Raw genomic sequence first — 14,846 nt, 5'->3', positions numbered from 1 at the left:
CACCATAGTGAAATTAGAATAATTTATCTTCAACGAATTCCCCTCTGTTAAGAGCCTCTGCTGATTTAATGGAGTCTATTAAAGCCCAAAGCCAGACTATTATACATAAAACGATACCAACAAACAACAGAATAAGAATTGCTGAAACAATATAAGCAATAATAAATGAAATTCCTTTTTTATTCAATCCAAGGTATATGTGGCCTAAACCAGGGAATAAAAAGCTTAAGATAGCAGCCAAGAGCGCATTTTTCTCTTGATAAGCAGCAACATGAGCTACTCTAACGCCACAATGAGGACAAATTTCAGCGTTAATGTCAATTTTTTTACCGCAATTTTGGCAGAATTTAGTCTGTGGCTTTTCTTCACCAATTAATCTAAATCCGCATTGAGGACAAAAAACTGTTTCGATAGCAACTTCTGTTCCACAATTAGAACAGAATTTGGTATTTTTGGAAACATTAACATCAACTGTGTCTTCTGCAGCTTCCTCTTCCGCAGGAGTATCAATGACCTCCTCTTCTGCAGGTTCATCAACTGAATCTTCACTAATAACTTCTTTTTGTTCTTCTTCGGCAGTAACTTCAGTAACTTCCTCTTCGGCTTCATCCTGAGCCACATCTTCAACAGATCCCTCTTCAACAGGAACATCAACAGGACCATCAGCTTCAACTTCCGGAACTACTTCTTCAACAGATTCCTCCTCAGAAGGAACATCAACAGCCTCTTCAGCCTCAACTTCAGGAGCAACTTCTTCAACAGGTTCTTCCACAGCCTCAACTTCCGGAACTACTTCTTCAATAGGTTCTTCCACAGCAGGAGCTTCAACAGGTTCATCAACCTTTGGAAGAAGTGAACCACAATTTGAACAGAATTTTGCATCTTTTACTTCTTTTCCACATTCAGGACAAAACACCATATTAACACCATATTCACATTTATAATTCACAATATAAAAAGTTAAACAACATCCTTTTTCATCACTTCTCTTAAAACAGCAGTAGCATAAGATCCCTTATTTATTGAAAATTCACACATCACTCCATCATCAGTAGGAGTTGCGGATGCATCCCACACTTGGAATCTCATAGACCTTCTAAGACCGTGGCTTCCTAAGCGAGGCATTTTCGGAACTTCAAAATCCGCCTTTGTAATCCCATAGCTTTTTAAAATATTCTCCTCCATTTCTCCAACTTCGCCACCGGCAAATGGAACTTTAGTACCAAACAGAGGACATGTTGGACTGGCTTCGAAGTTATCTATCAATTCCTGAATTTCTTCAGGGGATTTATCACGAACAATATGCTCTTCTGAGTCAATGACAATGTCACCTTCAACATATTTGTTGATTCCCATGTCTACTCTTTTACTTACGGCTTCGTTAAACAAATAAGATTGATAAGCATGGACAAACATTCTTTGAAGTGGCTTTGGAAGTGCATGCAATGCATTCATGTAGGATTTATCAGTTAATTCGCCTCTTTTTGAATCCCTTATTAATTCCTTTACCATCATTTTCTCATAACGCATGCTTTTGCCCATCAATTCAAGGGATTCTTCGAGGTTTCCATCATCATATGCCTGCCTTGCCCTTTGATTTTCCTCCCCTTCATCACTTTGAGGATTGCCAATGTAAGTATTGACTGCTTTTTCTAGGTCATTTTCGACTAGCGCCTCACCCACCAGATGAGTGATTGTTCTAGGTTTACCGAATCTCTGCCAACCGAAATAATTAGGAACACCTGTAACTTCAAGTTCCTTTAAGACGTCATTTGCAACATCTGCACTTTTTTCAATATCATCTAAATCCTTAATAAGAATTCTGAACTTGTTTCCTTTTAATTGACCCATTCTAAGTTTTTTTCTTCCACGACCAACCTTTAAAAAATCAGTTTTATAAATATCCAAGTTTTCGACTTGCCTTAACTGTTCTTCGGAATCCATATTGGCTATGCAAATCCATTGGCGAGTAATAGCCTTTTTATCTTTCATCCCTGCAAAGCCCATTCTTTTTCTGGAAATATGTAAATCACGGGCAATGTCCAAGACAACATCCAATGTGGTTCTTCCTAATTTTTCAATCCAGACATAAACGTTAGGGCCTTCGCCTTCTGGAATTACTTCGGGAATTTCTTCAACATAAAAGTCTTCATATTGGTTTCTAATGGTTCCACCAATACCTTCTTGAGCTGTAACATAAGTATTAGCATTTAACATAATAATCACGGAAAATATAATGCCCTGGCCGGGATTTGAACCCGGGGAATGGGATCCGCAGTCCCATGTGTTATCCAAACTACACCACCAGGGCTAAACAAAATAAGATAACAACATAAATTATATTTTTTATAGTATTTAATTATTACCATGTTGAAAGACTATACGAATAATCGCCATAATTCCTTGTTGCAACAGAAACATCACCAGCTTCGGAATAATCTCCGGATGATGCTAAAACTTTACCTTTCAAAACATTATTTTCACTGAACCTATAATTTTTAAGGTTGAATGATTTTAATTTGTCCTTGCAAATCTTTGAAACTTCACGAACGGATTCCTTTGAATTTTCATTGCCCTTTAAAATTTCTGAAATTTCGCCTAGAAAAGATTGATCTTCAAAATTCACCTTTCCGCTCAGTATTTCCATTGTATCCTGAGCAATTCTAATGTCTTTTGAATCATGTGAGTAATCAGGACTTGGAATGGAAATTGTTGCATTTACAATTAAAAATACCATTAAAAGCAACATTACTGCAAGAATTGCATCGATTATGTAAAAATATCCTTTTTCATCTAACATGAATGAAAATAGGATTTTAAAGTATTAAAAAAATAGTAAAGTGTGCAAATGTTAATTTGCACGAATGTGTTTTATCACTTTATCTTTTTTGCGAATTGCCGCATCTGAAGCTTTTTGAACCTTTTCTTTCATTTCTTCAAAGTCTTCAGGAGTTGTTTCACCAACCAGTTTTTTAATTTTGGTATATGCAGCTTCTCTAAATAAAGGAACTAATTTTTCTTCAGTTGAATCCTCTTTAATTAAGATTGGTTCTCCTGAATTGTTAACTTCACCAATTTCAGAAATTGCAACATCATATTTTCCAACTGCCTTTTTAATGTCTCCGACAATTTCTGGAGGTGCAATCAACATCAAGGAGTCTGTTGAAACACCTAACGGATCAATATTCAATGTTTCAAGCATGTTCAAGACATTTGGAGCTACCATCTTTCTGATTTCTTTTTCATAGAATTCCAATCCAACACCGGTAGTGTTGGATATTTCATGAGCATCTCCCCTAAGACCTCCGTTTGTTACATCTGTCATTGCATGAATGTCTTTGACAAGATCTGCTTCAAATAATGCATGTGATGCCTGAACAAAGTTTACGTTCATTGTATCCCAAACAACATCAAAGAAACCATTGTAAAGAGCTGTTGTTGTGATTGTTCCTCCACCTGAACCTTCTGTTAAAAGGATAATGTCGCCTTCGGTTGCGCCTTTCCTTGCAGTTGGAGGATGTGGTGATACCCCTACGCTTCCAACAGCGGAAACGAACCTGTCACCTAAAACCATATCTCCACCGACACGCAAGGTACTTCCTGCGACAATTGGAACATCCACGAGTTCGGAAACTGCTGCAACACCTGCTGTGAAATCGAATATTTTAGCAACATCACCGTCATCTGCAAGGTGAACATCGCTTAGAATTGCAACAGGGTCGGCTCCCATCACACAGACATCTCTAAGTGTTGCACGAGTTACGTGAAAACCGCCTAAAAATGGATATTCACTTAATCTGGAATGTATACCGTCAACAGCGGTTGTAATATATACTTCATCATTTTTAACCGGTGCCTTTACAACACCCCCATCATCCTGTTCGGATGGATTGACTAAAGACGCTGTATTAGTGGAGGAAACGATTTCTGCTATTTTTCTATGAACAAAAAAGTCCCCTGCTCCACGGGAACCTACACCCATTTCGCCCATCAATACATCAGCTTTATTGACACTTGCTATTTCTTTTAAAAATTCATCATCACTTTCTTGTAATTTTAAAGTAGTTGATACTTCATCAATTACTGCTTTAGCCATTTCAAGAGAGTTTTCTTCTGAAATCTTTTTATATTCTCTAATTCTTACAGCTAAAATATCTGCTAAATCATTATAATCCATTTCATCAATTCTAGCTCTTACAAATCCCTCAATATCCATAGTTATATCTCCAATTTAGTGAAATTTTTTAAGATTTTTAATCCTGCCTTACCGCTTTTTTCTGGATGAAATTGTGTTGCAAATAAATTGTTTTGAGATAATGATGCGACAACATCACCACCGTAATCACATTTTCCTGCAACAATATTTTCATTATCAGGGACAACATGATAAGAATGAACAAAATAAAAGTATTCCCCGTCAATGCCTTCTAGAATAGGGGAATCATTAACCACTTCAAGTTTATTCCAACCCATATGTGGAATTTTAACGCCTTCAGGCAATAATTCGACATGTCCTTTAAACAAGCCCAGTCCCTCAGCACCCGGTGATTCATCGCTAGAATCCATTAAAACCTGTTGGCCAAGACAAATTCCCAAGAAGGGCTTATTATCATTAACATGCTCATAAATAATATCCTTAAACGATTCCAAATTTTCCATTGCACTGCCAAATGCTCCAACACCCGGCAAAACTAAGAAATCACTGTCTGCAATGACTTCCTTATCATCAGTTATTTGATAATCAGCACCAATTTTTTTAAATCCGTTTGAAATGCTTTTCAAGTTTCCGCTTTTATAATCTATAATCGTTATCATTCATCTAACCATCCAATAGCTGATCTAATCATACCACCAAAGTCTGAAAATACGATTTCATCGGTTCCTAATGTTTTTGAATGTGCATCAAGCTCTGCAACAACATGTGTATAACCCAATTCCCTAAGAGGCTCTACAAGACGAGGCCCATCAGTTACAGCCACTGATTCCACATCAAACTCTTCAATTGGAAATGCATGAGGAACACCGAATACTACAATTAAATCCAAATCCTTATCTTTTAAGTATTCTGCCGCTTTATTGGCAGTAATAGGATATTCATCCAATCCACCTGTAATGAAATCAGGTTCAATGCCCAATTGGTCTTTAATATTTACTGCATGTTGCCTGATTCTAGGAAGTCCAATGTTTTCATCCAAATTAGCTACAAAAATCGGCTTATTATCCGGATTAATTTGCTTATAGTCAAAATTAATAATGTCCGCAAATAAGTAGGATGTTTCCTTTTTAACATTCAAAACAAAAGCAACTTTTTTATTCTCCTTTAATGCATTGACTACAGTTTTTGCAACAGATTCTTTTGAATCTCCGAAATTAGGTTTAATATATTTTCCCTGCGCCATTCCACGGGTTTTTTCAACTTCAGTTGCCTTTTCAAGCATTTCAATCTGCCTGCCAGCCTCTTCTCTTGGAATGACACCACATTCAACTGCCGCATCTAAAACCATTATCGCACCAACGGTATTGTCCCCTTCACCTGATCCGCCATGAGATTCGACAGGGATTACTGTGCACGGCAAATCCGCAGTTGCAATTGCTTCCTTTAAATCTTCACCGATAATCATACTTGCACAAGTGCCTGCAATACCCATTAGTTTTGGTTTGAATTGCTCATAAGCTTCAGTTAAAGTTTCAACTAATTTTTCACCTGCACCCAATATAAAATCATTCTCAGACATTCCGGTGGTTACAACACGTACACCATCGCCTTCTAAAAGCCTAGCTGTTCTAAAACAGCAACCGGTAGGTCCATGCATAACAATAACATCAACGTTCATGTCTCTTAATGTGTAAAGAGTAGCGGCAATCGGACTTGGTCTCGGATGTATAATTTTTATCACCTAAATAATTTTTAACAAATAAATATTTTATATTCTTAATTAATATAATTAATTAACTAAATTGGGAGATTGTATAATGAAACTTGATGAGCAAATTTTAGAGGAAAAAATCAGAGAGTACAGGAAAACAAAAAGCTGTTCCGAATCAACTCTAATGGGGCTTTGTGAAACTGCAGGTGCAGACATTACCGGCGAAGAAATGACTAGATTAGGCTGCGGATTTGCAGGGGGAATCGGCGGAACATTTGATGAAGGAACCTGCGGAGCAGTAACTGGTGCATTGATGGCGAATGGTATCATTTTAGATGATGTAAGTAAAATCAAAGCAAATGCAAAAGAGATTTTCAACACTTTTAAAGATGAATACGGAAGCGTATGCTGCGGCACAATAACAAACAATGGAGAAGACAAATCACCATGTGTTGACTGTTGCGTCTTCATTGCAAAAAAAGTTGCTGATTTATTGGACGAATAGAAAAAACTTAATTACATTTATTAAATTTTTTAATAGGCTTTTCAAAAAATTTTATAACAAAAAGAGAGGTGAATTATGAACAAAAAGATATTGGTTTTGCTAGGAATTTTTGCAATTGTAATGATTGGCTGCGCATATGCTGCAGATTCAGCTGACTCATTAAACAATACCATAACAGTATCTGGAATTAACTTCACTATTCCTGAAGGAATGACAGAAAATGTTACTGAGGAGGTTGTTAATAAAACAGATGCAGATGAGAATTATACTTTTGTAACTAATTCAAAAACACTTGAAGACGATGAAAACGTTGTTATAATAAATGTTGCTACATATGACCAGAACCTAACTGAAGATTATATAAAAGACATCGGTGAAAAAACAACTATCAATAATACTACTGGTTATCTTGAAGATATGGGCTTTTTTACACTATTTTCATATATTCAAGACAATGACTTAGTTATTATTACAGCTAGTGAAAAGAATCTTGTTGAAGAAGTTTTAAGTTAAGGGAAATAATCTTTCTCTTATTTTTTATTTTTTCTTTTTTTTAAGTTTAAACTGAATTTTTTCTAAAGAATAATTTTTTATAAAAAATACTGTTTTTCAAAAGCATATTCAAAAATTAATATGCAATTAATGCAAAATATTTACATATAAAACGATGGGGCTTTTACTATGAAAAAATTCTTAAACATAAACGATATTGAAATTTGCATAGACGATACAGAACACGGCGAAAATTCGTTATTGTTAATCCATGGATTGACAGGAAATAAGACAACCATGTATCCTATAAGAGACATGTTTAAAGATGATTATCGTGTAATAACTATTGACACAAGAGGACATGGCGAATCAACACGCCCTAAAAAATATACAATAGACGATCATGCATATGACATCCACGAAATTATCAAAGAATTAAACTTGGAAAATGTTAATATTTTAGGCTATTCAATGGGCTCATATATCGCTCTTAGAACAGCTGAAGTCAAATGTGACAACATTGACAATCTTATTTTGCTTTGTACCAAGCCTCACGGCAAAACTTCATCTGTTGCAAGACTTTTAAAAGAAGCGGATATGGACATAACCCAAGTGACACAGGAAGAAATGATGGGAGTGATATTGAAAGCCAGCCTTGCGCCACAATCATATGAAAAAGCTATAAATGGGGAATTGAATGTTGAAGAATTGCTTAAAGGTGATGAAAGTCAGGAATTGAGTGAAGAAGAAAAGGCTGCAGAAGACGCTTCACTGGCCAATTTTGACAATTCAAATGATTATGACAAAGTAACCTGTAGAACCTTGGTCATTGGTGCTGAATATGACGGCATCAACCCTCCTGAATTGGGCCGTGAAGTGGCTGATGGAATAAAAGATGCTGAATTCGAATTAATTAAGGATGCCGGACATCTTGTTATTGTAGAACAGCCTGATGAATTCAAGAATATTGTTAATAACTTCTTAAATCAATGAAATATTTTTTATAGAAATTTGAAAGGGTGTTTTGAGTTGAAAAAATTCAAAACAACTCCTCCTAATTTAAAACATTTTTTAACTGCCTGATTGTGTATCTGGCATATGTATAGTTCAAGATGGATGCAATAATCCTACCGACAGCAAGACCTGTCCAAATACCAATTAAACCCCAATTGAAGACTATTCCAAATAGATAAGTGCAGGATACTGTGAAAATCAGCTCCCTTATTATTGTCCAGCATAGACTTGTTGTTCCACGTCCGATTCCTTGGTAGAAAAAGCTTGAAGGCATTCCAATACCAACTAAAAGCAAACCAAAGGATGCAATTCTTAAAAAGTTTGTGATTTCAGGAATCAATGGAGCGGTTTCCGGAGTATATGCAAAAATCAAGGATAACTGAGGAGCAAAAACTACAAGAATCAGCATTATGGCAAGTCCAAATAATGTTGCAAATTTAGTTCCGTAACTGTGGGTTCTGGAAAGATAATCCCAATTTCTAGCACCGAACGCACTTCCGCTTACTGCTGCAACTGCACTACCGATAGCTGTCAAAGGCATTATTCCAAATAAGTACAATCTCTGACCGGATGTAAATGCTGCTATACCATATTCACCACCAACGGAAGCAATGAACCTCAAATAGAAACTCATTGCAATTGACATCATAAGCATGTCCAAAGATGAAGGTATTCCTACCTTCAGAATGTCTTTAGCTATTTTTGATTCGAATTTAAACCCTTTAAGATTAACATCAACATAAGTATCCTTTTTTATTAAAATCCAATATATGATTACGGAAGCTGAACCAACAGAGCTTACAATTGTCGCTAGAGAAGCTCCAGCTGAACCAAGGCGTAAAACATATATGAAAAGCGGATCCAAAATGAAGTTTAATATTACGGAGACTATCATTGCATACATTGCTCTTTTCATGTCCCCTTCACCACGAAGAATTCCACTTCCCCCGTTAGCGAACATGAATGCGAATAAACCTGCAAATAGGGGAGTACCATATTTTATTCCTTCAACCAAGGACTGACCGCTTGCACCATAAGCCTTAAGCAAAGGTTCCAATATTATGAGTAGAACTACAGTTAACAAAATTGATGCTGTTAAAAAAATTAAAAGTGAATGTGTTGCTGATTTGCTGGCTTTTTCATGGTTTTTTGCCCCGACCGCACGGGAAATACTGCTTGTAGCACCATTACCAAGCCCTACACTAACACCATTTAAAATCATGAATATCGGCGTTACAAAACCTATTCCTGCAATAGCTGCCTGACCCAATCCTGCAACCCATATACCGTCAACAATATTGTATGATGCTGTCAAAAGCATTGAAATCATAATCGGAATTGCAAGTTTTCTAACAGCAATTTCCGGTTCTCCCCTCATTAACTCCACATTTTTATTTGCCATGTCAATCCCATCTTTATTCTTCAAGTATTTCTTCACTTTTTCTAGCTATTCTCCTTAATTGGTCTTTTGTGTCATCATCCAATCGGTCGATTCCAACATTCCTTTCCCATTCTTCCAAATCTTTTATTAATAAAATAGCTAATTTTTCTCCATCTTTTGTTGTTTTTAAGATGTATTTTCTTCTGTTATTCTCATCAATTTTTCTTTCAACATAACCATTATCTTCCAATTTTCTCAAGGCTTTGGCTATTGTTCCTTTACTTTGACAGAACATATCTGCCAAGTCATCCTGAGATAAATTTTCCTTTTTATAAATCTGTATTAAATAACGGCCTTCATGAACCATATCTATACGATTAGGATTTTTAATGGAATATTTCAGCTTATTTTTAGAGATATGATGAATTAATGCAATGAAGGACATTGATTCAAACTTATCTGATTTATCGTTTTCCTTAGTCATGGTCCCATCAATTCTATTGTATATAAAAATAATTTGTAAGGAACAACATATAAATGTTTCCTGATAAACAGTTTATTGATGAACAATTAGTTTTGATTCAATGCAAAATAAGTAAAAAATATTAAAATTCCAATTGTTCTGCAATGCACATTTTACAAACAGCATTAGGAGATTCGAGATTTGCATCTTTTACAGGACAATAAAATTTCCCGTCTTTTTCTTCAACATATAATGAACCTGGAAAAGGAGTACCAACCGGATGTATTGGTTCTTCTAAAATAAATGTAGTATAAATTGAAATAATCCCATAAATTAATGGAAATTTTGTTTTTGAAGTAACTGACTCATTAATATGATATGACTTTAAAGTGGCAATCGCATCAATGAACTCTTCCTTATCAATGTCATGATCATACTTATTATTATCACTATGAACATCTTTAATGCGTCCCAAAAAGTATTTGACATATACAAGATGGCTTTTATCCTTATAGTTTTCCTGAACGTATTTGCTTTCTTCAATCATCTCAACATTCACGGCCATCAAATCAAAAACGGAAATAGTGCCGGAATACTCTTTTAAAATATCCAACACAGATTCGGTTGAAATACTTTCTTCGCTTGAAACAACATTAGAAAAATCATCATACATATTTAAAGAATCATTCATAAAAATCATCTACAATATATTATATTGAATATCATACATTAAAAGGATTTTCCATCAGGGCATAAATAAAAATTTAAATTATCACCTCTATTGATGCACTTCTGTATTTTCACCACTCAAATTTGCCTTAACCGTTTAGTTCATATTATTGGAACCTTAAAAAAAAATTTTTAAACCCATATCAAGAAAACAAGAAAAAATTTATTCAAAGATTTTTGCCGATGATTTTTGGCACAAAGAAATTTAATATCCATAGTTTTGAATTTCATGAAAAAAATCTACAATAGATAGACTCCAAATAGAATTATCAGCAAAACTATATTTAAAATTGTGAAAACAATGAAATATCTGATCTTGAATTCATCACATTCACGAACAAGAATCTTATATGAGATAAGATTTGCCATAGATGCGATTAGAGTTCCAAAACCACCAATATTGATTCCGACAATAATAGCTTCATAATTTGCACTAAAACCACTTAACAGCATTGCAGCGGGAACATTTGAAATGACTTGAGATGCAATAACACCCCATAAAACCTCATTGCCAACAATCCATTTTGTAAACAGCGAATTGAAAAATGGAATGTTTTCCAGATTGCCAATCAATATAAAAAGAGCGATGAAAGTTAAAAGCAAATAATAGTCAACACCCATTAGAATCCTTTTAATGAAGTTTTCACTTTCAAACTCTATTTTGGTCATTTTAGGCAAATCAATCTTGTCTTTTGGAATGAATAATAATACAATCCCTAAAAATACCAATGATACGACAATATATGGTAAGAGAAGGAAGAAAAACGATTCAAAGGGAATATTTGAAACAGTATACATCACAATATTATGTGGAGCGCCAATAGGAAGAACCATACACCCCACATTAGCTGCAATAGTCTGCAAGGAAACTGTTAAAATAATTAAATCAACTCTTTCCACCTTTTTTAGAGCCAATATAGCAAAAGGTACAAATATGATTAAAGAAACATCATTAGTGATGAATATTGAGCTTAAAAAGCAAATAAACACCAATATCAAAACAAGTTCACGCGCATTTCCAATCCTAGTTAATAATTTTCGAACCAATATTTCAAAAATAGCCAAATTTTTAAGGATTTCAACAATGAGCATTATCACAAAAAGCAACACTATAGTTCCCCAATTAATATAACCAAGATAATTAATAGATGGTTTAACAAAAAAACAAGAAATAATAGCTAGTATTAATGATATAGAAAATATTATTTCTTTTTTAAAAAAATCAAAGCCCTTATCTATTAATTTATCCATAATATTATTTTATTAAAAGAATTATAAGAAATTATTCAAAAAAAATATTTTTTGGAAGGATTATTTCAAAATCCTTTTTGTCAATAGAATTGCTCCTAGAAGATTTAACCTTCTTCTTAAAGGTAGAAGATCATGGTCAATAGAATAAATATGTTCGATAGATCCATTATTAAATGTTTCCTCATCAACCCAAACAGTAAGTGCTATTAAATCAAACCAAGACCCTGATAAATCAGGATTAAATTTAAGTTCGAAGACCGCACCAGTAAAATATTTTTTTAAAGATTGTTCATAGGCATTCAATAAAACAATCACACCTGGATGAATTTTAATAAAATCCCATATATCTTTTTCATTATTTAAAGTATAAAATTTCTTAAGATTATTAAATTCATCATCAAATAACTTTGAATCACTATTTAACATGGATACATAATCTAATTCATCCATTTAATAACCTCACATGCGGATTATTCCTGAGATATCTAACAGAACTTATTACATTTTCAATTTTTGTATGAATGTTTTTTAATTCCTCTAAAAAGTATTCTAAATCATATTCAGCATCATAATTGGCATGATTTCTAACATCCCGAACCTTGAATAGAAATTCTCCAATTTCATTCACATTATCTAGATGAATTTAACAAAAATTCCCAAACTCTTTTATGAACTTTCCAACTATTTTTAAATTGAAATTGATGCTTAATATTTATCAAATAATCCCTAATTGCTGAAAAAACTGCATAATAATACATAGTAATCGCACCACGAATATGAGATTCCTTTGTATTAATCGACAAGCAATCACCAACTTCCTTAAAATCTAACCAATCAAAAATTGTTATCACCTTGTAAAATTTATTTTTACTTGAAAAATTGTTTTAAATGCTTCAAATTGTTTTAAAACAAATTAAAAAGGCAATTTTATCAAATTAATTAATGATTGATTATTAAAGTATTTAAAACCTTTGATTAATCCTTAAATCAAAATTACAATGGAAAATCAATATTATTTTTAAAATAATTAATCAGCATCTTCATCCATTGTTTCTAAAAGGAAACTAACGGGCCTAAAACCATCATTGCATGAAATCATTGCTGATTTCTTGTTTTTCATCCATCCATCATAAAAGTCGCTAGCCCCATTTGCCAACGCCAATACAAATGGTGAAACGCTTTCCCATGCACTATCGCAGAAATTATCCGGCTTTGCCCAACCGTTGGCAATGAAAATCTGGCCTTCTTCAACATCACATTCATGTTCTAATGGATTTTCATATTTTTCAATCAAGTCATCATGTCTGACCTTTCTCATAACGGTAATCTTTACTTTTTTCATAATAACCCTCTTAAATCACTTTTTTCATATCTATTGTGGCCTTTAAGACTTTTCTTATATTTCCAGCATTTGATTGCATCATCTAATGATTTATCCCCATTGTCTTCAAAGAAATCCCGTATATACTGATTATATTGAAACTGCTTATCTATTTTGGTTTTCTCCTTTGAATTTTGAATTTCATGATATGCTTCAATGGCTTCACGATAAGTCTTATCAGGATTGGATTTCAGCCATTTTTGAAATTTAACTTTGAATTTGAAACCAGGCCCTATCTCCTTTTCAAAAAAGGCCCTCTTATCTTCACTGCACTTGAAATTTTCACCCAATCTTGAATCCAATGCGATTTCAGTTTTTGATTCATTGGAAAATTGCTTGATGGTAGGTTCATCTAACTCTTCGCCAGTAGACAGATAATGAATGATTCTATTTTCCAAATCCTCTTTGCTTCCACTGACTTTTAAACCTTCAGACCTACAAAAATCCTTCAAATCCTCTTTTAAAAAATAGTATTCCTTAAATTCTTCAGCTTTTAAGTCCTTAGTTAATTCAACCATGAAAATCCTTAAAAATAAAAAAAGCAGAGGAAATTATCCTCTTGTTACAATACTTATAATATCTCCGTCTTTTAGCTCATAGTCACTGGCAACACGCATGTTAGACCTTGCATCAACTGCATGCATGAACTTGTCACCAATATCAGTGTGTACGATATAAGCTAACTGCTTTGGAGTTGAACCTTTCTTAACTAAAAATCCATCTGGCAATACATTACCCTTTTGGTCTGTGTATTTATGTTCATCTTGAACAGGATATACAACAATTCTGTCAAGCAATTCAAAAATACCATAATTTAAAGCATCCTGAACTCCAGTACTGCCGTATTTATCCAAAATATTAGTTTGAATATATTCTAGCGCTTTAATCTGATTTGGATTCAAGTCATCCGGCTTTAATATCTCAAAGTGGTCATCGCCTGAAACATATGAAATCAAACCTGCTTCAGAAGCCCTGACAAGTGCAATTTCTGATTCTGCTGAAGTTGGAATAACATTCGGATATTTTTCTTTAATCCTTTCAATGTTTGCAGCAGAGGTTGGAAGGTCTGCCTTATTTGCGATAATCATCATTGGCTTTGCAATGTGCAATATATTACGGGTAAGTTCAATTAAGTCTTCCTCTTCCCATTTATTATAATCCGGTTCAATTGTTCTTCTAGCTTCAATAATGTCCTCAATAGCTATTCCGGTACCGGATAATTGGTCAAATAATACCTTTGAAATATCCAAGTGCTCAGCACCAACTTTTCTTACAAGCCTTACCCAATTTTTAGATAAAATTCCGTACATCCACATTACGATTTCATTTTCCAAAAATTCCAAATCATCAAGCGGGTCATGGCTTCCCGGATCAACAGGGTTTCCTTCAAGATCTGTTGAACCTGAAGCATCAATAACATTTATAAAAACTTTAGCTTGCATTAAATCATCTAAAAACTTATTACCTAATCCTTTTCCTTCATGTGCTCCCGGAACAAGTCCTGCAACATCTATCAATTCTATTGGAAGCAATCTTTTTCCATCCTTACATATTGAATTGTGAGGATTGCAAGTAACACCTAACTCCTTACATGGGCAATCCTTAATTACATGAGCAACCGCCTTATTTGCATCAATAGTTGTGAACGGATAATTCGCCATTTCTACACTTGATGCAGTAGCTGAATTGAAAAAAGATGATTTTCCAACATTTGGTTTTCCACAAACTGCAATTTGAAGCATAATAATCACTTAATCTTTAAT

General features: G+C 34.0%; 17 protein-coding genes and 1 tRNA gene. 3 read left to right on the top strand and 15 right to left on the bottom strand.

Features of this window, described 5'->3' with window-relative positions:
- Positions 1 to 13: 13 nt before the first annotated feature.
- The 7 genes from QZU81_RS02450 to cfbD form a co-directional block, all read right to left on the bottom strand.
- Entirely contained in the window at positions 14 to 919 is a 906-nt protein-coding gene (locus QZU81_RS02450) for a zinc-ribbon domain-containing protein (RefSeq protein ID WP_295589252.1), read from the bottom strand.
- Between the two features lie 41 nt (positions 920 to 960).
- Complete coding sequence (truD, locus tag QZU81_RS02445; protein WP_295589250.1) at positions 961 to 2,217, bottom strand: tRNA pseudouridine(13) synthase TruD; 1,257 nt, start codon at positions 2,215 to 2,217, stop codon at positions 961 to 963.
- Positions 2,218 to 2,237: 20 nt separating this feature from the next.
- Positions 2,238 to 2,311 (bottom strand) — tRNA-Arg (locus QZU81_RS02440).
- Between the two features lie 51 nt (positions 2,312 to 2,362).
- A complete protein-coding gene (locus QZU81_RS02435; RefSeq protein WP_292852203.1) occupies positions 2,363 to 2,800 on the bottom strand; it encodes a hypothetical protein in 438 nt (145 codons plus the stop codon).
- Between the two features lie 51 nt (positions 2,801 to 2,851).
- Positions 2,852 to 4,216, bottom strand: a complete 1,365-nt coding sequence (locus tag QZU81_RS02430; protein WP_292828600.1) for an AIR synthase-related protein — start codon at positions 4,214 to 4,216, stop codon at positions 2,852 to 2,854.
- A gap of 2 nt (positions 4,217 to 4,218) precedes the next feature.
- Entirely contained in the window at positions 4,219 to 4,815 is a 597-nt protein-coding gene (hisH, locus tag QZU81_RS02425; protein ID WP_295589249.1) for an imidazole glycerol phosphate synthase subunit HisH, read from the bottom strand.
- Positions 4,812 to 5,885 carry a Ni-sirohydrochlorin a,c-diamide reductive cyclase catalytic subunit gene (gene cfbD / locus QZU81_RS02420; protein WP_295589273.1) on the bottom strand — a complete coding sequence of 358 codons (1,074 nt, stop codon included), beginning with the start codon at positions 5,883 to 5,885 and terminating at the stop codon, positions 4,812 to 4,814. The genes hisH and cfbD overlap by 4 nt, the downstream gene beginning before the upstream one ends.
- A gap of 88 nt (positions 5,886 to 5,973) precedes the next feature.
- Between cfbD and QZU81_RS02415 the strand changes: the two genes are divergently transcribed.
- The 3 genes from QZU81_RS02415 to QZU81_RS02405 all read left to right on the top strand — a co-directional run bounded on the left by QZU81_RS02415 (position 5,974) and on the right by QZU81_RS02405 (position 7,857).
- Positions 5,974 to 6,372 (top strand): C-GCAxxG-C-C family protein, encoded by a 399-nt coding sequence (locus QZU81_RS02415; RefSeq protein ID WP_295589248.1) that lies wholly within the window; start codon positions 5,974 to 5,976, stop codon positions 6,370 to 6,372.
- Positions 6,373 to 6,447: 75 nt separating this feature from the next.
- Positions 6,448 to 6,885, top strand: coding sequence for a hypothetical protein (locus tag QZU81_RS02410; RefSeq protein WP_295589246.1), 438 nt, complete (start codon positions 6,448 to 6,450; stop codon positions 6,883 to 6,885).
- Positions 6,886 to 7,053: 168 nt separating this feature from the next.
- A complete protein-coding gene (locus QZU81_RS02405; protein WP_295589245.1) occupies positions 7,054 to 7,857 on the top strand; it encodes an alpha/beta fold hydrolase in 804 nt (267 codons plus the stop codon).
- Positions 7,858 to 7,918: 61 nt separating this feature from the next.
- On the opposite strand, the gene QZU81_RS02400 is transcribed toward QZU81_RS02405, so the two are convergent.
- The 8 genes from QZU81_RS02400 to QZU81_RS02365 all read right to left on the bottom strand — a co-directional run bounded on the left by QZU81_RS02400 (position 7,919) and on the right by QZU81_RS02365 (position 14,825).
- Positions 7,919 to 9,280 (bottom strand): MATE family efflux transporter, encoded by a 1,362-nt coding sequence (locus tag QZU81_RS02400; protein ID WP_295589244.1) that lies wholly within the window; start codon positions 9,278 to 9,280, stop codon positions 7,919 to 7,921.
- 13 nt (positions 9,281 to 9,293) lie between these two features.
- Entirely contained in the window at positions 9,294 to 9,743 is a 450-nt protein-coding gene (locus tag QZU81_RS02395; RefSeq protein ID WP_295589242.1) for a MarR family winged helix-turn-helix transcriptional regulator, read from the bottom strand.
- Positions 9,744 to 9,864: 121 nt separating this feature from the next.
- On the bottom strand, positions 9,865 to 10,413 hold the full coding sequence (locus tag QZU81_RS02390; protein WP_295589240.1) for a DUF2115 domain-containing protein: 549 nt from the start codon (positions 10,411 to 10,413) through the stop codon (positions 9,865 to 9,867).
- A 278-nt stretch (positions 10,414 to 10,691) separates the two neighbouring features.
- Positions 10,692 to 11,702 (bottom strand): SLC13 family permease, encoded by a 1,011-nt coding sequence (locus tag QZU81_RS02385; RefSeq protein WP_295589238.1) that lies wholly within the window; start codon positions 11,700 to 11,702, stop codon positions 10,692 to 10,694.
- Positions 11,703 to 11,762: 60 nt separating this feature from the next.
- On the bottom strand, positions 11,763 to 12,152 hold the full coding sequence (locus QZU81_RS02380) for a hypothetical protein (protein ID WP_295589236.1): 390 nt from the start codon (positions 12,150 to 12,152) through the stop codon (positions 11,763 to 11,765).
- Between the two features lie 577 nt (positions 12,153 to 12,729).
- Positions 12,730 to 13,044, bottom strand: coding sequence for a TIGR04076 family protein (locus QZU81_RS02375; protein WP_292828626.1), 315 nt, complete (start codon positions 13,042 to 13,044; stop codon positions 12,730 to 12,732).
- Positions 13,041 to 13,601, bottom strand: a complete 561-nt coding sequence (locus QZU81_RS02370) for a DUF6434 domain-containing protein (RefSeq protein WP_292852232.1) — start codon at positions 13,599 to 13,601, stop codon at positions 13,041 to 13,043. The genes QZU81_RS02375 and QZU81_RS02370 overlap by 4 nt, the downstream gene beginning before the upstream one ends.
- 33 nt (positions 13,602 to 13,634) lie before the next feature.
- A complete protein-coding gene (locus QZU81_RS02365; RefSeq protein WP_292852235.1) occupies positions 13,635 to 14,825 on the bottom strand; it encodes a redox-regulated ATPase YchF in 1,191 nt (396 codons plus the stop codon).
- Positions 14,826 to 14,846 lie beyond the last annotated feature (21 nt).

The organism is uncultured Methanobrevibacter sp., assembly GCF_902770715.1.
GTDB lineage: Archaea > Methanobacteriota > Methanobacteria > Methanobacteriales > Methanobacteriaceae > Methanocatella.
Note: the sequence above shows the minus strand (reverse complement) of the source record. Positions and strands in the feature narration are given on the sequence as shown.